General features: G+C 65.8%; 21 protein-coding genes. 9 read left to right on the top strand and 12 right to left on the bottom strand.

Annotation, left to right across the window (positions count from 1 at the left end):
- Nucleotides 1-8: 8 nt before the first annotated feature.
- The gene (locus tag DFO68_RS11085; protein WP_133483730.1) at nucleotides 9-1,082 is read right to left on the bottom strand and encodes a tartrate dehydrogenase; all 1,074 of its coding nucleotides are present in this window, start codon (nucleotides 1,080-1,082) and stop codon (nucleotides 9-11) included.
- Nucleotides 1,083-1,270: 188 nt separating this feature from the next.
- Between DFO68_RS11085 and DFO68_RS11080 the strand changes: the two genes are divergently transcribed.
- Nucleotides 1,271-2,599 (top strand): glycosyltransferase, encoded by a 1,329-nt coding sequence (locus tag DFO68_RS11080; protein WP_133483729.1) that lies wholly within the window; start codon nucleotides 1,271-1,273, stop codon nucleotides 2,597-2,599.
- Nucleotides 2,600-2,605: 6 nt separating this feature from the next.
- Here DFO68_RS11080 and DFO68_RS11075 read toward each other — a convergent pair whose 3' ends face one another.
- The 7 genes from DFO68_RS11075 to DFO68_RS11045 all read right to left on the bottom strand — a co-directional run bounded on the left by DFO68_RS11075 (nucleotide 2,606) and on the right by DFO68_RS11045 (nucleotide 10,289).
- Nucleotides 2,606-3,286 carry a TVP38/TMEM64 family protein gene (locus DFO68_RS11075; RefSeq protein ID WP_133483728.1) on the bottom strand — a complete coding sequence of 227 codons (681 nt, stop codon included), beginning with the start codon at nucleotides 3,284-3,286 and terminating at the stop codon, nucleotides 2,606-2,608.
- A 76-nt stretch (nucleotides 3,287-3,362) separates the two neighbouring features.
- On the bottom strand, nucleotides 3,363-4,928 hold the full coding sequence (locus DFO68_RS11070; RefSeq protein ID WP_166637555.1) for an ArnT family glycosyltransferase: 1,566 nt from the start codon (nucleotides 4,926-4,928) through the stop codon (nucleotides 3,363-3,365).
- Nucleotides 4,929-5,010: 82 nt separating this feature from the next.
- Complete coding sequence (locus DFO68_RS11065; protein ID WP_243726491.1) at nucleotides 5,011-6,762, bottom strand: ArnT family glycosyltransferase; 1,752 nt, start codon at nucleotides 6,760-6,762, stop codon at nucleotides 5,011-5,013.
- Nucleotides 6,759-7,040 (bottom strand): lipid-A-disaccharide synthase N-terminal domain-containing protein, encoded by a 282-nt coding sequence (locus DFO68_RS11060; protein ID WP_133483726.1) that lies wholly within the window; start codon nucleotides 7,038-7,040, stop codon nucleotides 6,759-6,761. Before DFO68_RS11060 ends, DFO68_RS11065 begins: the two co-directional genes overlap by 4 nt.
- The gene (locus DFO68_RS11055) at nucleotides 7,037-7,801 is read right to left on the bottom strand and encodes a glycosyltransferase family 2 protein (protein ID WP_133483725.1); all 765 of its coding nucleotides are present in this window, start codon (nucleotides 7,799-7,801) and stop codon (nucleotides 7,037-7,039) included. The genes DFO68_RS11060 and DFO68_RS11055 overlap by 4 nt, the downstream gene beginning before the upstream one ends.
- Nucleotides 7,802-7,901: 100 nt before the next feature.
- Nucleotides 7,902-8,699: a zinc-dependent peptidase gene (locus DFO68_RS11050; protein ID WP_133483724.1), complete on the bottom strand. Its 798-nt coding sequence runs from the start codon at nucleotides 8,697-8,699 to the stop codon at nucleotides 7,902-7,904.
- 3 nt (nucleotides 8,700-8,702) lie between these two features.
- Nucleotides 8,703-10,289, bottom strand: coding sequence for a bifunctional GNAT family N-acetyltransferase/carbon-nitrogen hydrolase family protein (locus tag DFO68_RS11045; RefSeq protein WP_133483723.1), 1,587 nt, complete (start codon nucleotides 10,287-10,289; stop codon nucleotides 8,703-8,705).
- Nucleotides 10,290-10,448: 159 nt separating this feature from the next.
- Between DFO68_RS11045 and DFO68_RS11040 the strand changes: the two genes are divergently transcribed.
- From DFO68_RS11040 to DFO68_RS11030, 3 genes are all read left to right on the top strand, one after another.
- Complete coding sequence (locus tag DFO68_RS11040) at nucleotides 10,449-10,904, top strand: aldo/keto reductase (RefSeq protein ID WP_243726490.1); 456 nt, start codon at nucleotides 10,449-10,451, stop codon at nucleotides 10,902-10,904.
- A gap of 162 nt (nucleotides 10,905-11,066) precedes the next feature.
- On the top strand, nucleotides 11,067-11,531 hold the full coding sequence (locus DFO68_RS11035) for a (2Fe-2S)-binding protein (RefSeq protein WP_133483721.1): 465 nt from the start codon (nucleotides 11,067-11,069) through the stop codon (nucleotides 11,529-11,531).
- A complete protein-coding gene (locus DFO68_RS11030) occupies nucleotides 11,528-13,861 on the top strand; it encodes a xanthine dehydrogenase family protein molybdopterin-binding subunit (protein ID WP_133483720.1) in 2,334 nt (777 codons plus the stop codon). Before DFO68_RS11035 ends, DFO68_RS11030 begins: the two co-directional genes overlap by 4 nt.
- A 63-nt stretch (nucleotides 13,862-13,924) precedes the next feature.
- Here DFO68_RS11030 and DFO68_RS11025 read toward each other — a convergent pair whose 3' ends face one another.
- From DFO68_RS11025 to glcD, 4 genes are read right to left on the bottom strand one after another with little or no spacing between them, the layout of a single operon-like run.
- Nucleotides 13,925-14,326, bottom strand: coding sequence for a GlcG/HbpS family heme-binding protein (locus DFO68_RS11025; protein WP_133483719.1), 402 nt, complete (start codon nucleotides 14,324-14,326; stop codon nucleotides 13,925-13,927).
- Between the two features lie 10 nt (nucleotides 14,327-14,336).
- Nucleotides 14,337-15,584 (bottom strand): glycolate oxidase subunit GlcF, encoded by a 1,248-nt coding sequence (glcF, locus tag DFO68_RS11020; RefSeq protein ID WP_133483718.1) that lies wholly within the window; start codon nucleotides 15,582-15,584, stop codon nucleotides 14,337-14,339.
- Between the two features lies 1 nt (nucleotide 15,585).
- Nucleotides 15,586-16,686, bottom strand: a complete 1,101-nt coding sequence (glcE, locus tag DFO68_RS11015) for a glycolate oxidase subunit GlcE (RefSeq protein ID WP_133483717.1) — start codon at nucleotides 16,684-16,686, stop codon at nucleotides 15,586-15,588.
- A 9-nt stretch (nucleotides 16,687-16,695) separates the two neighbouring features.
- Entirely contained in the window at nucleotides 16,696-18,195 is a 1,500-nt protein-coding gene (gene glcD / locus DFO68_RS11010) for a glycolate oxidase subunit GlcD (RefSeq protein WP_133483716.1), read from the bottom strand.
- Nucleotides 18,196-18,620: 425 nt separating this feature from the next.
- Between glcD and DFO68_RS11005 the strand changes: the two genes are divergently transcribed.
- From DFO68_RS11005 to DFO68_RS10985, 5 genes are all read left to right on the top strand, one after another.
- Nucleotides 18,621-19,328: a glutathione S-transferase N-terminal domain-containing protein gene (locus DFO68_RS11005; protein WP_133483715.1), complete on the top strand. Its 708-nt coding sequence runs from the start codon at nucleotides 18,621-18,623 to the stop codon at nucleotides 19,326-19,328.
- 641 nt (nucleotides 19,329-19,969) lie between these two features.
- On the top strand, nucleotides 19,970-20,770 hold the full coding sequence (gene modA, locus DFO68_RS11000) for a molybdate ABC transporter substrate-binding protein (protein ID WP_133483714.1): 801 nt from the start codon (nucleotides 19,970-19,972) through the stop codon (nucleotides 20,768-20,770).
- On the top strand, nucleotides 20,770-21,438 hold the full coding sequence (modB, locus tag DFO68_RS10995) for a molybdate ABC transporter permease subunit (protein WP_133483762.1): 669 nt from the start codon (nucleotides 20,770-20,772) through the stop codon (nucleotides 21,436-21,438). Before modA ends, modB begins: the two co-directional genes overlap by 1 nt.
- Nucleotides 21,431-22,570, top strand: coding sequence for an ABC transporter ATP-binding protein (locus DFO68_RS10990; RefSeq protein WP_133483713.1), 1,140 nt, complete (start codon nucleotides 21,431-21,433; stop codon nucleotides 22,568-22,570). The genes modB and DFO68_RS10990 overlap by 8 nt, the downstream gene beginning before the upstream one ends.
- Nucleotides 22,558-22,974 carry a DUF192 domain-containing protein gene (locus DFO68_RS10985; protein WP_133483712.1) on the top strand — a complete coding sequence of 139 codons (417 nt, stop codon included), beginning with the start codon at nucleotides 22,558-22,560 and terminating at the stop codon, nucleotides 22,972-22,974. Before DFO68_RS10990 ends, DFO68_RS10985 begins: the two co-directional genes overlap by 13 nt.
- Nucleotides 22,975-23,111 lie beyond the last annotated feature (137 nt).

The raw sequence follows: 23,111 nt of genomic DNA, 5'->3' as shown, positions 1-23,111 counted from the left end.
CGGGAGGATCAGCCGGCGAGCTTAGCGGCGATGGCGCGGCCCAAGGTCGCGGTGGTGCCTTGGCCACCGACATCCGGCGTCAGCAGCGTCTTGTCGTCCTCGGCGAGCACCGCCTCGAAGGCATCGACGACCGCCTGGCCGGCTGCCGGGTGGCCCAGGTGCTCGAGCATCATGGCCGCAGACCAGATCTGGCCGATGGGGTTGGCGATACCCTTGCCGTAGATATCCGGGGCGCTGCCGTGGACGGGCTCGAAGAGGCTCGGGAAGGCGCCGTCCGGGTTGATGTTGGCCGAGGGCGCCACACCGATCGTGCCGGTGCAGGCCGGTCCCAGGTCGGAGAGGATATCGCCGAACAGGTTGCTGGCTACCACCACGTCGAACCAGTCGGGGTGCATCACGAAGTTGGCGGTGAGGATGTCGATGTGGAACTGGTCTACCGCCACCTCGGGATAGTGCGCCCCCATGGCTCTCACGCGCTCGTCCCACCAGGGCATGGTAATGGCGATGCCGTTAGACTTGGTGGCCGAGGTGAGCTTCTTGCGAGGGCGGGAGGCCGCCAGATCGAAGGCATACTTGAGTACCCTGTCGACGCCGGTGCGGGTCATCACCGTCTCCTGGATTACCACCTCGCGGTCGGTGCCCTCGAACATCTTGCCGCCGACACTGGAATACTCGCCCTCGGTGTTCTCGCGCACCACATAGAAATCGATATCGCCGGGCGCGCGGCCCGCCAACGGGCTCTTCACCCCCGGTAGCAGCTTGCAGGGGCGCAGGTTGACGTACTGGTCGAAACGACGACGGAACTGTAACAGCGAGCCCCATAGCGAGATATGGTCGGGAACCGTCTCCGGCCAGCCGACGGCACCATAGAAGATGGCATCGCAGTCCTTGAGCTGTTCGAACCAGTCGTCGGGCAGCATCTGGCCATGCGCGGCGTAGTAATCGCAGCTGGCGAAATCGAAGTGCTCGAGGCTCAGATCGATGCCGAAGCGCGCGGCGGCGGCCTCGAGGGCGCGCAGCCCTTCCGGCATAACTTCCTTGCCGATGCCGTCACCGGCGATGACGGCGATGCGATGGGTCATGGCATTTTCTCCTCTATGGGCATGATGGGTGCTAGCTCTCCACATGAAAAAGATAATCGGGATATCATTCAACTTATTATCCATCATGCCTTACGCCGCGCCTTTGTCGCCTATCTTGAACAGGAGATGGCCAGCCGAATGCCTTCCCGGCAGAATGTTGCCACCGCCAGTCGAGGAGTCTCGTTTTCGTGAATGTGCTGATGTTCACCAATACCTATCTGCCCATTGTCGGCGGCGTCAGCGAGTCGGTGCAGCGTCTCAAGCATCAGCTGCAGATCGCCGGCCACCAGGTACTGGTGGTGGCCCCGCGCCTGGCAGGGCAGCCGAGCGAGGAGCACGACGTAGTGCGAGTGGTGGCCGTCCAGCACTTCAATGGCAGCGATTTCTCGTTGCCGGTGCCGATCCCCGGTCAGCTGCATGAAGCCATCGAGGCGTTCGACCCCGACATCGTCCACGCCCACCACCCTTTCCTGCTGGGCGATACCGCCGCCCGCGCAGCGGAGACCTACGGTTTGCCGCTGGTCTTCACCCACCACACCCTCTATGAGCACTACACCCACTATGTGCCCGGCAGCTCGCCGCGCATGCAGCGCTTTGCGGTGGCGCTCGCCACCCAGTACACCTGGTTGTGCGACGAGGTGATTGCGCCCAGCGATAGCATCCGTGAACTGCTTCTGCGCCGCGAGGCCAATCCCTGGATCAGCGTGGTACCGAGCGGCGTGGATACCGCGCGCTTTGCCATCGGCGATGGCACTGGCTGGCGCGAACGACTCGGCATTCCCCGCACCGACTACGTGATCGGCCATCTGGGCCGACTAGCGCTGGAGAAGAATCTGGGCTTCTTGACCGAGGCTGTCTGTGCCGTTCTGGCGCGCGAGCCCGGTGCCCATTTCCTGGTGGTGGGCGAGGGGGAGGCGCGCGGCAGTATCCAGGCCCTGGCCGAGTCACGAGGCGTGGCGAGGCGAGTACACTTTACCGGTCGCCTGCAGGGCCAGGCCCTGATCGATGCCTACCACGCCATGGATATCTTCGCCTTCGCCTCCCACAGCGAGACTCAGGGAATGGTGGTGGCAGAGGCCATGGCAGCTGGCCTGCCCGTGGTAGCCGTGGATGCCCCGGGTGTGCGTGAAGTGGTGGTTGATGGCCACAATGGGCGGCTACTGGCCGAAGACGACATCGACATCATGGCCGGGGCGCTGGCCGCGCTGGCGGCCCCCACCCTCCGTCTGCCGCTCGCCGAGGCGGCACTCGAAACGGCCGCTAGCTATGACGAGAAGCGCTGTGCCGAGCGTTGCCTGGGGGTCTATCGTCGCGCCATCGCCCGCGGCGGCCCTTTCACCCATGCCGACGAGGGGGGCTGGGAACGGGTGCGCTATCGCCTGGGGGCCGAGTGGCAGATGCTGTGTCATCGTGGACGCCTGCTGCGCCATCTGGTGCAGGAGGAGTGGCAGCAGGAGCGACCTGCCTGGTGGCCGGGCAATCGGGCGCAAGATGAGAGCGAGGTGCCACGCGAGTAGTGTCCGTCAGCGCCCGCGGCGGCGCCGGTCCGACCAGCGCTTGAGGCCGACCAGGATGATAACGCCCGCCAGCAGTCCGGCGCCGGCCCACAGCAGCTCGTGCCGGTTGTTGGCGGTGGCCAGCTGCCCCAGTTGGCTGCTCAGTAGCGTGACCCCGGCGAGTCCCGGCACGATGCCCAGGGTCGAACCGATCATGTAGTCGCGAAAGCGCAGGTGGAAGGCGCCGGCCATCATGTTGGTCAGGGTGAAGGGGGCCAGCGGCAACAGATTGACCAGCGTCATGGTGCGGATGCCGCGCCCCGATAGGTAACGCGACAGGCCTTTTAAACGCGGCCCGCCGTGGCGCAGCAGTGCTTCCCGGCCGATGCGTCGGCCCACCCACCAGGTCAGTACCGAGGCAGTGAGGGTGCCGGCCAGGGCGTAAACGAAGCCCCACCAGGGCCCGAACAGTAATCCGGTCAGCGCCACCAGCAAGCTGAGCGGGAACATCACCAGCGAGGCCCCTGTGTAGGCGGCTATCACTATGAGCACCGCCCAGGGCGCATCGCGCCAGGCCAGCGAACCCTGGAGCAGGGTCTTAAGCGTGGCGATGGTGAGCAACTCCTGGCTGGCCAGCCACTGCCAGCCGAGGGCCAGGGCGATAAGGATGACAAGGGCGACCAGCGGAATCAGCAATGGACGAGGCATTCACAAGGCCTTGGCGGCTGGAAAGGGAGTCAGCATACGGTGGCGCAGGGCAACGGCCAATAGGCGTTGCGCCGCATCACTCGCTCGGTTCCGCCGAGGCGGCGACGAAGGCCTCCCAGCGGTCACCCGGCACGATCAGGTAGCTCCGTCCTCGGAAGGGCTGATGATAGCTGGCGATCTCGCTCTGTCGTTGAGTGGGCTCCCGGAGCACCTCGATCACTCGCCCTTGAGGATGGTTGGCCAACCACGCCTGTAGCACACGGTCTGCGTCTATCTCTGTTAGATCCGTCTCGAGGCGGCCCAGAAAACGGAACTGGTTGTGGTACTCGCCAGCATAGGCCACGGGGATGCCGCGGGACTCGAGATCGGCTAGCCGTCGTGCCATGGGTGCCAGGTCGTAGTAGTGCCGGATCGCCGGTGACAGCAACAGCAGCAGGGTGAGCAGGGTCAGCGGCCAGGCAAGCACCAGCGCCGCTCGGCAGGGACGGCTCAGCAGCCATAGCGTCAACGCCAGCGGGATCAACGTGCCGAGGCGGCTCCACGATGACAGCGGCGCCTGGGGAAAGATGCGCACCACAATATCGGGCAGCAACGCCATCAGGCCGGTCATCGCCAGTAGCAGTAGGGCGACGCCCCATTGCCTGCCTGGTGGCCGTGCCACCAGCTGAAGGGAGAGCCAGATGGCCAGGAACGGCAAAATTGGCATCAGGTAATGAGCCTGCTTGCCGCTGATCAGGCTGAGCAGGAGCAGCGGCGGCAGGATTCCACAGAGGGCGAAGCGTTGTAACGGTGTCGCCGTCCAGGGTTTTTGCCACAGGCCGATCAGGGGCCAGGGCAGGGTGGCGACCAGCAGTGCCGGCAGGTACCAGTACCAGGGCCGGGCATGGTCGAAGGCCTGGGTGACACGTCCCGCGGACTGGCTCCAGAGGATGGCGTTGGCATAGGCCTCGCCGCCGGCGATGGCCGCGGGGATTGCCCAGGCCAGGCCGATCAGGCCACCCAGCAGGCTCGCCGCCAGCAGCGCCGTCCAGATCCTGGCCTGGCGCAGTGCCTTGTCGGGCCACCAGAAGCGGGTAGCGAGCGCCAGCGGCAGCCAGTAGACAAAGACCACCGGACCCTTGGCCAGCACGCCCAGCCCGACTGCCAGCCCGGCCAGGATGAGCAGGCGGCGATGCCCCGTACGCAGGTAGCGCAGCCAGCCGTCGACCGCCAGCAACAGGCAGACGCTGAGCAGGATGTCGAACATGCTCAGGGCAAGATAAAGGAACCACAGGGTGGTGCTCAGCAGCACCACGGGCGCCCACCAGGCGACCCGCCGGGCATCGGGAGCGAGCTGGCGCACGATATCGGCCACCAGCCAGAATCCGGCGAGCCCCACGGTGGGGATGACCAGCCGGGCCACCCAGTCGGAGGTGCCGAACAGCCACCAGCCCAGCTGGATCAGCCAGAACAGCAGCGGTGGCTTGTGAGAGTAGGCCTCGCCGTTGAGGAGGGGCACCAGGAAGGACTGGTGTTGCCACATCTCCCAGGCCACCGACAGGTAGCGGGTCTCGTCGATGGGCATCAGCGGCAGGGCGGCCACTCGGGCGAGAATGATCGCCACGCCCAGAGCCATGGCGAAGATGGCGCCGGAGACCCTCATGACACCCGCTTCCCTCATCCCGGTGTTCCTCCTCGTCCGCATTTTGCCGTTTTTCTCCCGCTTCTGTCAGGCGCGCGTCGTGTCACTCAGCGGAAGCGGCGTCCAGAGTGGTGGGCGCGACATACAGCGGCGCAGCCCCGGCATCCCCCGGACACCCAGCAAAGGCCGTACCCGGGATTAGCCACCAGGCCTCGCTGTTCTGCACGCCGAGATCCCGGGCACGTGTCAGGTCTGCGCAGGCGATCTCCTCGTCACGATGCTGGGGCACCAGCATCCAGCGATCTTCCGGCGTATCGGCTAGCCAGGCAAAGGCCCGCTGAAACTGAGCGTCATCGGCCGTGTGGTAGCCGAAGTGCACCATCGGCTGGCGAGCCTGGAGCAGGAACTCCTCATCGAAGGCCGGCATGGCCAGCCAGGCGTCTGGGCCGGTGATGGCGACGGCCTGCTGCATCATGTCCCGGGGCGAGCGTGCCGGGTCCATCAACTGATAGCCCCAGGTCGACCAACTCAGCCAGAACACCGCCAGCCAGCCGACCAAGGCCAGCATGCCATGTCGCGCTCGCCCCCAGAGCAGCAGCCCCAAGGCGATCAGCCCGAGCAGGCTCCACCAGGCCCAGGGGCTGACCGCGTGGCGCTCGGCGAGGCGTGCCAGGGCCGGAAGGCCCAGGGCGCCGAGCACGCCGGCGGCGAGGAACATGCCGGCGAACAGGGCCAGCACGCCAGCGCCCAGCCAGTGCAGGCGCGGGCGACACAGCAGGCCGGGCAGCATCGGCGCACAAGCCAGCACCAGCAGCGGCAGGGTGGGCAGCAGGTAGACACCGCGCTTGCCCGGTGACAGCGAGAAGAACACGATTACCAGCAGCACGCCGCTGAGCGGCAGCAGGATCCGCGCATCGCGGCGCCGGGTACGATGCCACCAGGTGGGCACCAGCCAGGGCAGCGCCAGCACCAGCGGCAGCCAGGCCCAGGGAATCACCTCGAGTGGGTAATAGTACCAAGGCTTCACATGGTGCCAGGAATCGGCATAGCGCTCGCCGGTCTGCTTGAACAGGATGTTGTCGCGATAGGCCGTCAGGGCCGGGTCGTCGGAGAAACTGGTGTAGAGGGCCATCGGTACCACCCACAGCGCAACGACACCGAGGATCACGCCCACGCCCAGGGCGAGGTCCTTCCAGGCCAGCGGCACGGCCTGCCGTCGCCAGGCCAGCAGTCCCCAGGTGGGCAGCATCAGCAGCGGCAGGAAGCCCACGCCCTTGGTGAGAATGCCAAGACCCATGCCGGCGCAACCCAGGAACCACCAGCGCCGGGCGGGGCCGAGCAGCGCGTGGCGCAACATGCCGTAGGCGCCGAGGGTGATCCACAGGGTAGCCAGCATATCGATCTGGGCGGTACGCGCCTGCAGCCCGAACTGAAAGCTCGAGAGCAGAGCCAGGCCGGCGAGCAGCGCAACGCGACGTCCGTGGAGGCGGTTGGCCAGGTCCATGACCAGCGCCAGGGTGCCCAGTGCGCCCAGCAGCGAAGGCAGCAGGAAGCCCAGGCGCACCGATCCCGTGAGCTGGATCGAGGCGGCCATGGCCCACATGAAGATCGGTGGCTTGTCGGGATAGGGTTCGCCGGCACGATGGGGGATCCACCATTGTCCGGTCTTCAGCATCTCCAGGGCATTCAGGGCAAAGCGCGGCTCATCGGCGGGCCAGGGATCGCGAAGGCCCATTCCAATGCCCAGGAACAGCGCGGCCAGCGCCAGCAGCCAGAGCCAGTGCAGCGACGGCAGGCGATGCAGGTAGGCAGGGCGCGGCAGGGGAGCGGGGTGGCGTGTGAGGAAGTCGATCATGTCCTGGCTCGCTGTTCTCGGACCTCGCGGCGGATCAATATCAGATTGCGCGCATAGATGAACAGCCCGGCGCCCTGGCCGGCGATGAATACCGGGTCGCGACGATAGAGGGCATAGGCCAGCAGGGTCGCCCCGCCGGCCAGGCTGAAGAACCAGAAGGCGCGCGGCACGATGCTGCGCCGGGCTCGCTCACTGGCCAACCACTGCACAAGAAAGCGCGCCGAGAACAGGGCCTGGCCGAGAAAGCCGACCCCCAGCCATACCCATTCCACATTCATGGCTCGTTCCCCTGCTCCTCGGTGGTTGATGTCAGCGACGCGGGACGATACTCCTCGATGACTGCCGGTAGACACGAGCGACGTCGCAGCCACATCACACCGGCCATGTCGATCAGCCCGGCCCATAGCCGGTTGTTGAGGCCGTAGTGGGAACGGCCGGCGCCGCGCGGACGGTGGTTGACCGGCAGCGAGACACAGCGCCCGCCCTGGGCCAGCACCAGGGCGGGCAGGAAGCGGTGCATGTGATTGAAGTAGGGCAGGCGAAGGAAGGCGTCACGCTGGATCACCTTGATACCGCATCCGGTATCCGGTGTGTCATCCCTCAGTAGGCGGGCGCGCACCGCATTGGCGATGCGCGAGGAGAGCCGTTTGAGCCAGTCGTCATGGCGGGTGATGCGATGACCGGCGACCAGGGTGACATCGCCCTGACACGCCCGCTCGATCAGGCTCGGCAGGTCGGCAGGGTCGTTCTGGCCGTCACCATCCAGGGTCGCCAGCCAGGTACCTCGCGCCAGCTGGGCTGCTTGCCACACCGAGGTGCTCTGGCCGGCGCTCTGGGCATGACGCAGCGGGCGCAGGCGGTGATCCTCGGCGGCCCGCGCCAGGAGCAGCGCCCAGCTGTCGTCGTGGGAGGCATCATCCACTATCAGCACCTCATGATCGATGGTAGCCAGGGCGACGGCGATCTCCTCGAGCAAGCTTGGCAGGTTGCCCGATTCGTCCCGGGCGGGGATGATCACGGATACTAGAGGGGGAGTCACTACGACGGTCTCTCTTTCTTTGTCAATCGTGCTTTGTCAATCGTGGGCGCGCCACGCCCGATCCTACGCGGCGATTCTTATCATAGACTTAAGAGTGCTGCTAGGTGCGACGTGAGGTATCGGGGGCCTGGCGAAAGTAGCGCGAGAGTAGCGCAAAGAGCGCCGGGTAGGCCAGCTGCAGGGTGCCGGGGGCGGTGAAGAAGTATTCACAGGCTACTGCAAAGCATTCGGCCGGATGGCTGGCGGCATAGCCATTGATGGGCGTCTGCTCGCCGCGTGCGAGCCGGGCCTGAAGATCCTCCCAGACCTCGCTGAAGACGCGGTGCCACTCCTGCGGATCGATCTCCCGGGGGAGTGGCGGGAAGCCATCCGCCTCTGGGGAATTGCCCAGGTCGAGCTTGTGGGCGAACTCATGGATCAGCACATTGAAGCCGGTGAAGTCACCGCTGGCCATGAGATCGGTAAAGGAAACCACCACCGGCCCCTGGTAGGAGGTCTCGCCGGCGCGCTCGTCGACATAGGCATGGACCACACCGGCCTCGTCCATCTCTTCCACCCGGCGCTGGAAGGCTTCAGGCAGGATCAGAATCTCGTGGACGTTGGCGAAGGCCTCGCGGTGCTCGTCCTCCTCCCAGCCCAGCGTCAGCAGGCAGACCTGGGCCGCCAGGGCCAGCCGGGCGGGCGGATCGAACTCGGTGGTTTCGGCGAGTTCGGGATGCAGGCTCAGGCGTTTGGCATGCACGAACCGCCAGGCGCGATGACCGAGCCGCTCGGCCAGCTTGTCGGACAGCGCGGCGAGCAGTGCCACGCGCTCCCGGGCCTCGCGCCAACTCTTTTCGGGAAAGGGGTGGCGCGCCTCGAAACCACGCCGCCCCAGGCGCCATAGCTTGCCGAACATGGGTCAGCCGTCTTCCGGGTTGGCCCCGGCTGGCCGGCTACCGGACTTCCAGGACCAGTCTCTCCAGCGCAGGTCGAAGAGATCCTTGCGGCGATCCTTGAGGTTGGTCACCGAGCCTTCGGCGCGCACCACGGTCAGGCGGGTCAGGTCGAGGTCCGAGAACATGATCATCTCGGTGTTGGGCGTGGTCTCGGAGAGCACGGCATCGTGGGGGAAGGCGAAGTCCGAGGGCGAGAAGACCGACGACTGGGCGTACTGGATCTCCATGTTCTCGATGGAAGGCACGTTGCCCACGCTGCCGCACAGCACCACGTAGCATTCGTTCTCGATGGCCCGGGCCTGAGCACAGTGGCGCACCCGCAGGTAGCCGTTCTTGGTATCGGTCCAGAAGGGCACGAAGAGGATGTCCATGTCCTGATCGGCGAGCAGCCGCGAAAGCTCGGGAAATTCCACGTCGTAGCAGATCTGGATGCCCACCCGGCCGGCATCGGTCTGGAACACCAGCAGTTCGTCGCCGCCTTCGATCACCCAGTCGCGGCGCTCCTGGGGCGTGATGTGCAGCTTGGCCTGGCGCTCGATCTCGCCGTCGCGATGGCACAGGTAGGCAATGTTGTAGAGGCGCTCGTCCTCGCCCACCTCGATCATCGAGCCGGCGATGATATTGATGTTGTAGGAGACCGCCATGCGCGACAGCTCGGTCTTGAACTGCTCGGTGAAGCCGGCCAGGAAACGGATGGCGGCCATCTGATCCTGCTGGGCGGCACGGTCCTGAAGGCCCATCAACGGCGCGTTGAACAGCTCCGGGAAGACCGCGAAGTCGCTCTGGTAGTCGGCCAGCGCATCGACGAAGTACTCCACCTGCTGCAGCACCGCCTCCACCGAGTCGATCTCGCGCATCTGCCACTGCACCGCACCCACCCTCACCTGGGTGGGGCGGTTCTCCAGCACCCGCTCCGCCGGCTCGTAGAGGATGTTGTTCCACTCCAGCAAGGTGGCGTAGCCCTGGGACTTCTGGTCCTCCGGCAGGTACTTGTGCAGCAGGCGCTTGACCTGGAAGTCATTGGCTAGTTGGAAGGAGAGGATGGGGTCGTGGATCTCCTTGCGAGCGACCCTGTCGAGGTACTCGGCCGGGGAGAGCTCGTGGGCATGCTCGTGGTACTGGGGGATGCGCCCGCCGGCCAGGATCGCCCTGAGGTTCATGGAGCGACACAATTCCTTGCGCGCCTCGTAGAGGCGCCGGCCCAGCCGGTAGCCGCGATAGTCCGGATGGATCAGCACGTCGAGCCCGTACATGGCATCGCCATCGGGCTCGTTGAGGATGGTCTCGCGCTTACCGATCAGGTCGTCGTAGCGGTGGGGGTTGGAGAAGGTGTCGTAGTCGACCAGCGCCGTCAGCGCCACGCCGACGATGGTCTCGTCATCCTCGATGACGATCTGCCCGTCGGGGAACTCCTTGATCAGCTTGTGGATGGTCGCCTTTGGCCAGGCGCCGCCGATGTCGTCGTAAACCCGGTCCATTAGCGCCTGTAGCTGGGGATAATCGTCCGGGGTCAGGTTGCGCAGGTTGAGGTGTAGGTCGTCGAGGGACATGAAGCGTCGGTTCCCGATCAGTATGAAAGCCCCCAGTCTAGCATGTGCCTCGGGGAGGGCGGTGGCCGCCCGGTATCATACCCATCCCCCTCATGGCCCTCGCCAGCTGCCGATAGGTGCCCAGGAAAAACGTCAACAGGCCCTAAGCGCTCAGCGGTGATGCCTTCACAGCCTGCAGCAGATTCTGCCCTACTGCCTGAAAACGGGATTGCCACCATCACCTACGGCGGCCTCTGCCGGGGCTTGCAGACCGGGAAGATGCGCGAAGACACTTATTTCACTGGTGATGACCTGCGAAAGAACGATTCCAAGTTCCAGGGCGAGCGCTATCGCCAGTGTCTGGATGCCATGGCTGAACTGGACCGATTCGCCCGGGAACGCTACGGTAAGAGTGTTCTCGCCTTGGCCCTGCGCTGGCTTGTTGACCACTCAGAGGTTACCACTGCGCTGTGGGGGGCTTGCGGGCCGGAGCAGCTCGATCCCGTGAGCGAAATCGAGGGCTGGTCGCTGGATCGGCAGGCGTTCAAGGACATGGATGACATCCTTGGCCGATGCATCAAGAATCCGGTGGGCCCCGAATTCATGGCTCCCCCTTCGCGTGAGAACAATGACTAAAACGGGTTTTTCATAACGGCATTTTCTGATCGGCAGGCCGAGGGTATGCCTTTTGCTTTTGACATTGCTTGCTTGTCGTTGGTTACGAAATGGCCGCGAGTGGTTAAGGTCAATTGTGTCGGCGCTCGCGCTACTGCCTCCCATCCACCAAGGAGAAACATCATGGTCACCTTGACGATCAACGGTCAGGAACATGAACTCGATGTTCCAGACAACATGCCGCTGCTCTGGGCGCTACGCGACGTGGCGGGCCTGAAGGGCACCAAGTTTGGCTGCGGTATCGCCCAGTGTGGCGCTTGTACCGTACATCTGGCCGGTCAGGCCACGCGCTCCTGCGTGACGCCGGTCTCCGCCGTCCAGGGGCGCGAGGTGACCACCATTGAAGGAGTGGCCGACGACGCCGTGGGCCAGCGGGTGCAGCAGGCCTGGCTCGACCTGGGCGTGGCCCAGTGCGGTTACTGCCAGGGAGGCCAGATCATGAATGCCACCTCGCTGCTCAAGAAAACGCCGAAGCCGGATACTCAGCAAATCGTCGATGTCATGGCCGGCAACCTGTGTCGTTGCGGTACCTACAATCGCATCCTGGCGGCCATCGAACGGGCCGCGGACGAGGAGACCAGCTCATGAACCGATCAGACGATAAACTACTGCTCGCCAACGTCAGCCGCCGCGGTCTCTTGAAGGGAATGGCCGGGGCCTCCGCCTTGCTGCTGGCCGCCCGCTGGGATCTAGGACTTGCCAGCGAACAGGCCCAGTTCGGTGCCGGGGCCATGCCCGGCGGCTGGGTGGACAACCCCAACGTCTTCATCCACATCGATCCCGAAGGCCTGGTAACCATCGTCAACAACCGGGCCGAGATGGGCCAGGGCATTCGCACCAGCCTGGTGATGGTGGCCGCCGATGAACTAGGTGCGGACTGGGGCCAGGTTCGGGTCCAGCAGGCGAATGCCGACCAGGACAAGTACGGCAACCAGAATACCGACGGCTCCCGCAGCATGCGCCACTGGTACGATCCCATGCGCCGTGCCGCCGCCGCCGCTCGACTCATGCTCGAGCAGGCCGCCGCCAATCAGTGGGGAGTTCCCGTTCATGAGGTGAAGGCGGGGGTCCACAAGGTAGTTCACGAGCCGTCAGGCAAGGAGCTTGGCTTCGGTGCGCTGGCAAAAGCTGCGCGAAAGCTGGATGTCCCCGACCGTAACGCGCTGGTTCTGAAATCCGACAGCGAACTGCGCTTCATCGGCAAGGAGTCCGGCCTGATCAACGGCGAGCTGAAGTCCGCCCATCCCAAGGCCATCGATGGCGAGGACATCGTCACTGGCAAGGCGGTCTTCGGCGCCGATGTGGATCTGGATAATACCCTGTATGCGGTTGTGGCCCGCCCACCGGTATACGGCGCGAAAGTTAAAAGCGTCGATGACAGTGAGGCCCTGAAGGTCGCGGGCGTGAAGAAGACGGTTCGCATTGAAGGCACCGGCCAACCGGCGGCATTCAAACCGCTCGGTGGTGTGGCGGTGGTGGCGTCCAACACCTGGGCCGCCATGCAGGGCCGCAAGGCGCTGAAGATCGAATGGGACATGGGGCCTGCCGGGGACAATGCGGATTACACCTCGGAGGCCTACTGCAAGTCCCTGGAAAAGGCCGCCCAGTCGCCCGGCAAGGTCATCCGCCAGAAAGGCGATATCGAGGCTGCCCTGAAAGAGGCGGACAAGCGCGTGTCGGCGACCTATTACATGCCCCACATGGCCCAGTCTCCCATGGAGCCGCCGGTGGCGGTCGTGAGAGTCAAGGCTGGCAAGGCGGAAGCCTGGGCACCTGTTCAGAATCCGCGAGCAACCCGAGAGGGCATTGCCGGCATACTGGGGCTGGATAAAGAAAATGTCACCGTTCACCAGACCCTGCTTGGCGGTGGTTTCGGGCGCAAATCCAAACCGGATTTCGTCAGCGAGGCGGCCCGGGTGGCCAAGGAGTTCGAGGGACAGCCCATCAAGTTGCAGTGGAGTCGGGAAGACGATATCCAGCACAGCTACTTCCACGCGGTATCCGTCGATCATCTGGAAGCCGGCCTGGATGCGCAGGGCAAGGCCACCAGCTGGCGGCACCGTACCCTGTCTCCGAGTATCGCCTCCCTGTTTGCCCCGGACCCAAAGCATATACAGGAGTTTGAACTAGGCATGGGCTTCAATACCATGCCCTTCAGCATTCCCGCCATCCGGCTGGAAAACCCGCCGGCACCGGCCTATGTCCGCATCGGCTGGTTCCGCTCGGTGTACAACCTGCCCCATGCCTGGGCCATTCAGAGTTTTGCCCATGAAATGGCCGTGGCGGCCGGCAAGGATCATCGGGACTTTGTGCTGGATCTGCTGGGGCCGGACCGGGAAGTTCACAACCTGACCGTGGGGGACGGCTGGAACTATGGCGAGGACCCTGACCTGTATCCGATCGATACCGCCCGCATGCGCAGGGTCATCGAGCGGGCCACAAAAGAGGCTGGTTGGGGCCGTGAGACAAAGAAAGGGCGTGGACTGGGTCTCGCCTTCCATCACAGCTTCGTCTCCTACACAGCCGTGGTCTTTGACGTGGAAGTTGACGATAAAGGCAAGGTGACGATTCACCGGGCGGATATCGCCTTCGACTGTGGGCCGCAGGCCAATCCGGAGCGAATCCGCTCGCAGCTGGAAGGCGCCTGCGTGATGGGCATCGGTGTCGCCCTGAAGAGCGAGGTGACCTTTAAGGATGGGGTCGCCCAGCAGGATAACTTCGATACCTACCTGATCCCGCAGATGGCCGACGCGCCCAAGGTCGTTCGCGTCCACCTGATCGACAACGCCGATGACGCCATGGGCGGAGCGGGGGAGCCTGGCCTGCCCCCCGTCGCGCCGGCCTTGTGCAACGCCATCTTCGCTGCCACCGGCAAGCGCATCCGGCGCCTACCGGTCGGCGATCAACTGGCGAGCTGATGCGTCACCCTGATCTGCAGGTGGCGACCAGGTACTGGCCTGACCGGGCGAGGAACGAGGCGATCAGCCGATGGCGGTGACGCCGGCCTTGGCGATCTGCACATCCTGGTCCGGTTTGACCCCGGAGATGCCGACGCTGCCGGCCACCTGGCCATCGATGAGTACCGGCACTCCGCCGGCCAGCAGGGCCTGCAGGGGGGCGGTCACGAAGGCGGTGCGGCCGTTGTTGATCATGTCCTCGAAGACCTGGGTTTCCTTGCGCCCGATGGCGGCGTTGCGCGCCTTCTCGCTGGCCACGTCGGCGCTGAAGGGTGGGGCGCCGTCGAGGCGGCGCAGGCCGAGCAGGTGGCCGCCGTCGTCGGCCACGGCGATGGTCACAGCCCAGCCGTTGGCCTGGGCTTCCTGCTGGGCGGCGTCGAGGATAGCGTTGACGTCATCCAGGGTCAGTACGGGCTTGGTCTGCATGGAGTTCTCCTTAGGGGGTTAGTGCCTCGTCGACGATCTCGATCCAGTGTCTTACCGGGGTGCGGTTGGCACCGGCCAGGTGGGTCTGGCAGCCGATATTGGCCGTGACGATCACCTCCGGGTTGCCGGCCTCGAGGTTGTCGAGCTTGTTGTCACGCAGCTGGGTGGCAAGTTCCGGCTGGGTGACGGAGTAGGTGCCGGCCGAGCCGCAGCAGAGGTGGGTGTCCTGCACCGGGGTGAGGGCAAAGCCGAGCCGGCCGAGCACCTGCTCCACGGCGCCACCCAGCCGTTGGGCATGCTGCAGGGTGCAGGGGCAGTGGAAGGCGAGCCGGCGCTGCTCCTTCGCCTCCAGGGTGCTGAGATCCTCGTCGCGCAGTACTTCCACCAGGTCCTTGGCCAGCGCACTGATGCGCTCGGCCTTGTGGGCATAGTCAGGGTCGTCGGCAAGCATCTCGCCATACTCCTTAACGAAGGCGCCGCAGCCGCTGGCGGTTTGCACTATTGCTTCAACCCCGGCCTCGCCCTCTTTCTCGATATGCGGCCACCAGGCGTCGATGTTGGTCCGTATACGATCGCGACCGGCCTCCTGGGCGTTGAGGTGGAAGTCGATGGCGCCACAGCAGCCGGCCTCGGGGGCCGGGGTCAGGCCGATGCCCAGCCGATCCAGTACCCGGGCGGTGGCGGCATTGGTATTGGGCGAGAGCCCGGGCTGCACGCAGCCCTCGAGGATCAGCATCTGCCGCGCATGGTGCTTGCCCACGGGGCGCGTGCCGGCATCCACGGGGGCCGGGGGCATCTTGTCCCTGAGGGCGCCCGGCACCAGCGGCCGGAAGGTCTGGCCCAGCTTGAGCAGCGCCTTGAAGCGGCGGGGTTCCACCAGCGCCTTGCGCAGCCCGAAGCGCAGGGTGCGCTCGGGCAATGAGCGGGGCACGCGCCGCTCGATCTCGGCACGGCCGATGTTGACCAGCTTGTGATACTCCACCCCGGAGGGGCAGGTGGTCTCGCAGTTAAGACAGGTGAGACAGCGGTCGAGGTGCAGCCGCGTCTCCTCGGTTACCTGGGTGTCGTCTTCCGGGCTCTCGAGCATCTCCTTCATCAGGTAGATGCGCCCGCGCGGGCCGTCACGCTCGTCGCCCAGCAGCTGGTAGGTGGGGCAGGTGGCATTGCAGAAACCGCAGTGTACGCAGCTGCGCAGGACACGATCGGCTTCGCGGATATGGGGCTTCTTTAGGTCTTCCTCGGTAAAGTGCGTCTGCATCTCAGCGCTCCGCGTAGAGTCGTCCGGGGTTGAAGATGCCCTGGGGATCCAGCTGGGTCTTCAGGTTTCGATGGTATTTTGCCACCACCGGTTCCAGCGGCATGAAGGGGTCGGCCTGGGGGCCCTGGCGGGATCTCAGGCAGGTGGCATGGCCACCGGCACGGGCACATGCCTCGCGAAGGGTATCGGCGTCCAGGTCACTACGCAGCCAGCGCTGGGTGCCCGCCCAGTCGTGGAGAAGATCCGCTTCCGCGACGCCGTCGAGTGCCAGCGAGGGGGTGTTGTGGGGCAGCGAGAGTCGCCACAGGGCGCGGCTGTCTTCGCCGGAGAAGAACTCCAGCGTGTGTTCGCGAAGTGACGTCCAGAACTCGGCATCCAGCTCGTCGCCGCCCAGGCGCTCTCGGGTGGCGGCGACGGAACTGGGTCCGCCCTCAAGGCGCAGATACAGGGCGCCGGCATGCCAGGCGGCGGCGGTGATTGGCAGCGGTTGCCGGCCCCACTCGGCGAGCCTGGCCTGCGCTTCGGCCAGCGGCATCTCGAGGCGCAGGCTGTGGCTGGCGCCAGGCTTGGGCAGCACCTTCAGCGAGACCTCGGTGATCAGCCCCAGGGTTCCCTGGGCACCGACCATCAGCCGCGAGAGGTCGTAACCGGCGACGTTCTTCATTACCTCGCCGCCGAAGCGTTGCTGGCGTCCCTCGTGGGTGATCATCCGGATACCCAGCACGAAGTCGCGCACGCTGCCGGCCCAGGGCCGGCGGGGGCCGGAGAGGCCGGTGGCGACCATGCCGCCGACGGTGGCGTTCGTGCCGAAGTGGGGCGGCTCACAGCCGAGTATCTGGCTGTTCTCGGCGAGGGTGGCTTCTAGCTCGGCCAGCGGCGTGCCGCTGCGCACCGAGACGATCAGCTCTACGGGGTCGTAGGTGGTGATGCCGCGGTGCTCACGGGTCGAGAGCGGCTCGCCATTGACGGCGCGGCCATAGAAGGCCTTGGTGTCACCGCCGACGATGCGCAGTGGGCTGCCCTCGGCAGTGGCTTGGCGAACGCGTTCGCCGAGCGCCTGGCTGATGTCCTGGTCAGTCGCTTGGGGACGTGTCTGGGCCATGGGGAATCCTCAGAATCGGGGTAGCTCGGGGTGCGGGAGTTGGTTGTTATGCACGTGCATGGCACCGAACTCGGCGCAGCGGGCAAGCGTCGGGATGTTCTTGCCCGGGTTGAGCAGTCGCTTGGGGTCGAAGGCCGCCTTGATCGCATGAAAGGTGGTCAGCTCGCCCGGATCGAACTGGGCACACATCTGATTGATCTTCTCGCGACCCACCCCGTGCTCGCCGGTGATCGAGCCGCCCACCTCGACGCACAGCTCGAGGATCTTGCCGCCGAGCTCCTCGGCCTTCTCCAGCTCTCCGGGCTGGTTGGCGTCGAAGAGGATCAGCGGGTGCATGTTGCCGTCGCCGGCGTGGAAGACGTTGGCGACCTTCAGGCCATACTCGTTGGAGAAGTCGGCGATGCCCTTCAGCACCCGTGGCAGCTCGCGGCGGGGAATGGTGCCGTCCATGCAGTAGTAGTCGGGCGACATGCGGCCCACCGCCGGGAAGGCGTTCTTGCGCCCGGCCCAGAAGGTGGCGCGCTCGGCTTCGTTTCGGGCCTGCTGGATGCCGGTGGCACCGGCCTTCTCGAGCACTGTGCGCACGGTGGCGCAGTCGTCATCGACATCAGCCTCCACCCCGTCCAGCTCGCAGAGCAGAATGGCCTCGGCGTCGACCGGATAGCCGGCCTTGACGAAGTCCTCGGCGGCGCGGATGGCCAGCTTGTCCATCATCTCGAGCCCGCCGGGAATGATCCCCGCGGCGATGATGTCGCCTACGGCGCGGCCAGCCTTCTCAACGTCGTCGAAGCTGGCCATCAGCACCTTGGCAGTCTCGGGCTTGGGCAGTAGCTTGACGGTGATCTCGGTGATCACGCCGAGCATGCCCTCGGAGCCGGTGAACAGGGCCAGCAGGTCGAGTCCCGGGGCGTCCAGCGCCTCGCTGCCGAGAGTCATGCGCTCCCCCTCGATGGTGATCACCTCCACCTTCATGACGTTGTGCACGGTCAGCCCGTACTTCAGGCAGTGCACGCCGCCGGCATTCTCGGCGACGTTGCCGCCGATGGAGCAGGCGATCTGCGAGGAGGGGTCCGGGGCATAGTAGAGGCCATAGGGTGCCGCCGCCTCGGAGATCGCCAGGTTGCGCACCCCCGGCTGCAGGCGGGCGATGCGCGCGTCGGGGTCGACGTCGAGGATGCGGTTGAAGCGCGACATCACCAGCAGCACCCCTTTCTCGAGCGGCAGGGCGCCGCCGGAGAGGCCGGTACCGGCGCCCCGCGTCACCACCGGCACGCCGAGGGCGTGGCAGCGCTTCATCAGCGACTCGACCTGCTCGAGGGTCTCGGGCAGCGCGACCAGCATGGGCAGTACGCGATACGCCGAGAGGCCGTCACACTCGAAGGGGCGCAGATCCTCCTCGCGGTGCAGCAGAGTGAGCCCCGGCGCCGACTGCTGCAGGTCAGTCAGAACCTCGGCCTTGTCGATTTGCGGCAGCTCGCCGTCGAGGCGCTCGTCATAGAGGATGTTCATGTGGCTTCCTCGCTAGATGGCCCTTGACCCCGTGCGGGCCGGGCAGATGACCGATGATGGCCTTCAATCTGGGCTTTCTTGACGGGTGTGTCCAGTCTCTGGTTCGCTGGTCAGACCAGTTGTCGTTATTATTCTGGAAAGTATTTCCAACGTAAACCCTCGCACCACATGGAGACATCCCCTGAGGAGACGGTTATGTCCCGCTACCATGAGAGCTGATCACCTCCTTGCGCATGCCTGATCGGCGGGCTTCGGCGCGAGTGGTGCGCAAGCTCTCTGACCAGGCCATCGAAGACCTGCGCAAGAGTGGCCCAAGTCACCACCACGTTGTGGATGTCGATCATGTAGCCCGCCGCGGCGTTGGCGGTGTGCCGCAAAGGCTGGCACTATCGAGCCATACCCATGAACGGACACCAGGAGGTAGCATGAAACGTGTGCTGTATGAACTCTGCGGCATCGACGATAGGCTGCGCTTTTCACCCTTTTGCTGGCGCGTTCGCTTCGCGCTGGCCCACAAGGGGTTGGAGGTGGAGACGCACCCCTGGCACTTCACCGATAAACAGGCCCTGGCCTTCGCTAACTATGACAAGGTACCGGTGCTGGTCGATGGTGAACAGGTGGTCACCGACAGCTACGAGATCCTGCGCTACCTTGATCGCACCTATCCCGAGGCGCCGCTGCTGGGCGAGGGGCTGAGCGAGGCACGAGGGCATTTCTTCAAGCACTATGCCGAATGTTCACTGGCTCCAGGGATGCTGCGCACCATCATCATGGACCTGTTCAATGCCGTCCACCCCGACGATCGCGCCTACTTCCGTGAGACCCGTGAGAAGCGCTTCGGTCGCACTCTGGAAGAGTTTCACTCTCCGGCCAAGGGACTGGCACAGTTGGATGCGGCCCTAGAGCCGTTGCGCGGACGGCTCCAGGAAGCCGACTACCTCGACGGCGAGGTGCCGGCCGGCGCCGACTACCTGGTGTTCGGCAACTTCATGTGGGCTCGCTGTGTCTCCAGTGCCGACTTGATCTCCAACGCCGACCCGGTCCATGCCTGGCTCGAGCGGATGCTCGACCAGCATGGTGGCCTGGGGCGCAAGGCACTGCGCGTCACCGACATCGAGGGGGCCTATCGCTGAACGATGTCATCACGCCCCTTTCTTGCAACGCCCGGCCATGGCCGGGCGTCGTCGTTGATGGCCCTTGTGGGTCATGACCGATGCACATGTTGCGTCGCACAAGAAGGCCTGCTATGTTGCAATGCAATACAGGAGGAGGCTCCGGGGGTTAGCAGCTGCCTTGAAACTCATGAATCTGAGGCATGAGTATTTCCATCAGAGCCGAAGGCTGACCGAGGACGGTATCAACGTCCTCTCCCCGGCCGCCAAAAAAGTCTACTGATTATTGAGCATGGCAAGCGCCGGCCACGGCCGGTTTTCACGGGTCGTCACCCTTGGGTGGCGCCCGTGTTCTTTTTTGCTCCTCTTCGACTTTCAGTCACGCTCGGTGCGCGAGGCGCTCGGCAGCATGAGGGCGATCACGGAACATGATGGTGCTCCTCGTTGGGAAGACGTGTCTCCAGTGTGGGTCGCCATGCCAGTGATGCGAAATGCTTATCCGCCGGGAGGAGCGGTCTTGTTGCGACACTCCAGAGAACAGGCCTGATCACCGCCACCCCTGACCTGCAACAAGGCCGGTGGCCTCGGCGGGGCGAACGCCTTGTCCCCCGGGCAGGCCTGGTCGACAATGGTACGATCCTTTCGCCGTTCGGAAATCCTGCATGTTCTCTTTCCTGCGCTGGGCCTTTTTCGCCTGGCTCGTCTTGACCTCTCCTGCTGTCCTTGCCGAGCCGCCCATCGTGGCTGCGGCCTCGTCGCTACAGTTCGTGATGCCCGAGTTGGCCGAACGCTTCCAGGCGCAGGGGGGCGCAGCCATGCGTGTCAACTACGGTGCCTCCGGCAACCTGAGTCGCCAGATCGCCCAGGGCGCACCCTTCGCGCTGTTTCTCTCCGCGGACGAACAGAGCGTGCTGACGTTGTATGAGGCAGGTCTTACCAAGGGGGCTGGCGTGATCTATGCCGTGGGCCGGCTGGCCTGGCTGCAGCCGGCCGAGCGCGGCGATCTGCCGCCTGGCGACGCGCCACTCAGCGCGGTGCGGGAGGCCATCGATGCCTATCGGGCGGGGCAGGGCAGGCCGCGCATCGCCCTGGCCAATCCCGAGCACGCGCCCTACGGCGTGGCGGCCCGCCAGGCCCTTCAGCATGCCGGGCTCTGGGACGCGGTAGCGCCGCTGCGCCTGCTCGGTGAGAATGTCTCCCAGGCTGCGCGCTTCGCCCTGGCAGATGAGGCACGCGGCGGCCTGGTGGCCTACTCCCTGGCGCTGGCCCCGGCCGTGGCCGAGCAGGCCGAGCACCGGCTGATTCCCGCCGACTGGCATGCCCCGCTGCGCCAGCGCATGGTGTTGATGCCTGCGCCGGGTGACTCGGCCCGTGCATTCTACGACTGGCTGCAGGGGCAGGAGGCGGGGGCGGTCTTCGCGCGCTTCGGCTTCCAGCCGCCGGGTGATGTGGACGGGCGTTGATGGAGTGGACGGCGCTGTCGGTCTCGCTGCGCCTGGCGGCCCTGACCTCGCTGCTGTTGCTGCCGCTGGGACTGTGGCTGGGGCGCACTCTGGCGCTGTCGCACTTTCGTGGCAAGCCGCTGTGTGAGGCGCTGGTGGCGCTGCCATTGGTGATGCCGCCAACGGTGCTGGGCTTCTATTTGATGCAAAGCTTCGGCCAGCAGGCCCCGCTTGGGGCCTTCTGGGCCTCGCTGACTGGCACCTCCCTCAACTTTACCTTCAGCGGGATCCTGCTCGCCTCGCTGGTTGCCAACCTGCCTTTCGCCGTGCAGCCGATCCAGCGCGCCTTCGAGACAATTCCCCCCAACCTGCGGGAGGCCGCCTGGTGCAGCGGTCTCTCGCCCGGCCGCACGCTGCTGCGCATCGAGTTGCCGCTGGTGTGGCCGGGCCTGGTCTCGGCCCTGGCGCTGACCTTCGCCCATACCCTTGGCGAATTCGGGGTGATCCTGATGGTCGGCGGGGCGATCGATGGCGAGACCCGCACCCTGGCCATCGCCATCTACGACCGGGTCCAGGCCTTCGATGAGTCCGGTGCCGCCGTCATGTCGGCGATGCTGCTGCTGGTCTCCTTCGTGACCATCGGGGTGGTCTACGGGCTGGCCGGTCGCCGGAGGTGGCACCGTGGTTGAGTCGGCATCTTCTCAGCGCCAAGTCCGCCTGACGGTCAGCCTGCAGCAGGCGGGGCCGATCCCGCTGGCGGCGGAGTTTTACTGCGAGGCCGGTGAGCTGCTGGCGCTGGTAGGGCCCTCGGGGAGCGGCAAGACCACCCTGTTGCGGACCATCGCCGGGCTCTACCGGCCAGCGCAGGGAGTGATCCGCTGTGCCGGGGAGACTTGGTTCGATGCCGAGGCGGGGCGCTCGCTGCGGCCCCAGCAGCGTCGCGTGGGACTGGTGTTCCAGGACTATGCTCTCTTCCCGCACCTGGATGCCCGCGCCAACGTCATGGTAGCCCTGGACCATCTGCCCGCCGCCGAGCGTGGCCCAGCCGCCGAACGCTGGCTTACCCGGGTGCGCCTCGACGGCCTGACTGGCCGGCTACCCTCCGAGCTCTCCGGCGGCCAGCGTCAGCGGGTCGCCCTGGCCAGAGCCCTGGCCCGAGAACCGCGGGTGCTGCTGCTCGACGAGCCTTTCTCGGCGGTGGACCAGGTCACCCGGCGTCGCCTGCAGCGCGAACTCGCTCTGCTACGCGAAGAGATCCAGATTCCCATCGTGCTGGTCACTCACGATCTCGACGAGGCCGCCGCCCTGGCCGACCGGATCTGCGTGCTGCACGCCGGCCGCAGCCTGCAGCAGGCGCCGGCCGAGCAGCTCTTCCGCCGGCCGTCCAGCCCCGAGGTGGCGCGGCTGCTCGACCGCCACAATGTGTTTACCGGGACCGTGGTGGAGGGCGGCGGAGGGCGCCGCCTGCAGTGGGGTCCCTGGTGCCTGGAGGTGGCGGACGGCCTGGCAGCCCTGGCCCCTGGGCAGCGGGTCAGCTGGTACCTGCCGCCCTCGGAGGTGGTTCTTCATCGTCGCGACCGCCCTTCGCAAGGAGAGCGCGAGAACCCCATCCAGGGCCAAGTGGTGGAGATGGCGGTGCTGGGCGGGATCACCTCCGTGGCGCTGGCCTTCGATCACTGCGAGGATACCCTGCGCTTCGAACTTCCCACTCATGCGGCGCGCCGCAACGGCCTGGCCCGCGGCGAGACGGTGGGCGTCTCGCTGCTGGCTGCCGGTATCCATCTGATGCCCGACAGACCCTCGAGACCGTGCCGCTGGTGATCCATGGCGAGCAGGGCCCGCAGCGGCTCCAGGTGGAAGTGGCGCGCACCATCCCCCAGCGCAGCCGCGGCCTGATGGCGCGCGACCAGCTGGCGGAGCAGGCCGGCATGCTGTTTCTCTACGACCGCGCCCAGCCCTCGCACAACGGCTTCTGGATGTATCGCACGCGCATTCCGCTGGATATCGCCTTCATCGACGAGGCGGGCCGCATCGCCGAGATCTACCGCATGGTGCCCTGCACGACGGATCGGCCGGGGGAGTGCCCGGTGACCCGCCCTGGCGCGCCCTATCGGGCAGCCTTGGAGGTCAATGCCGGCGCCTTCGAAGCGATGGGCGTGGCGCCGGGTGACTGCGTCAGCTGGCCGGGTGATGGCGGGCTCTGCGCCAGGGCGCCGGCCCAGTAATAAGTCAGCCCGCGTGATGACGCGAAACGGCATACCACAGCAAGAGCGTTGAAGCGGGGGACAGGGCCGGACGGTGGCGTGTCTTGCATGCATAGGGGATGACAGGGCATCTTGGGTTTCGCGGCGTCGATGTCGAT

It is taken from the genome of Halomonas ventosae (assembly GCF_004361885.1).
Classification (GTDB): domain Bacteria; phylum Pseudomonadota; class Gammaproteobacteria; order Pseudomonadales; family Halomonadaceae; genus Halomonas; species Halomonas ventosae_C.
Note: the sequence above shows the minus strand (reverse complement) of the source record. Positions and strands in the feature narration are given on the sequence as shown.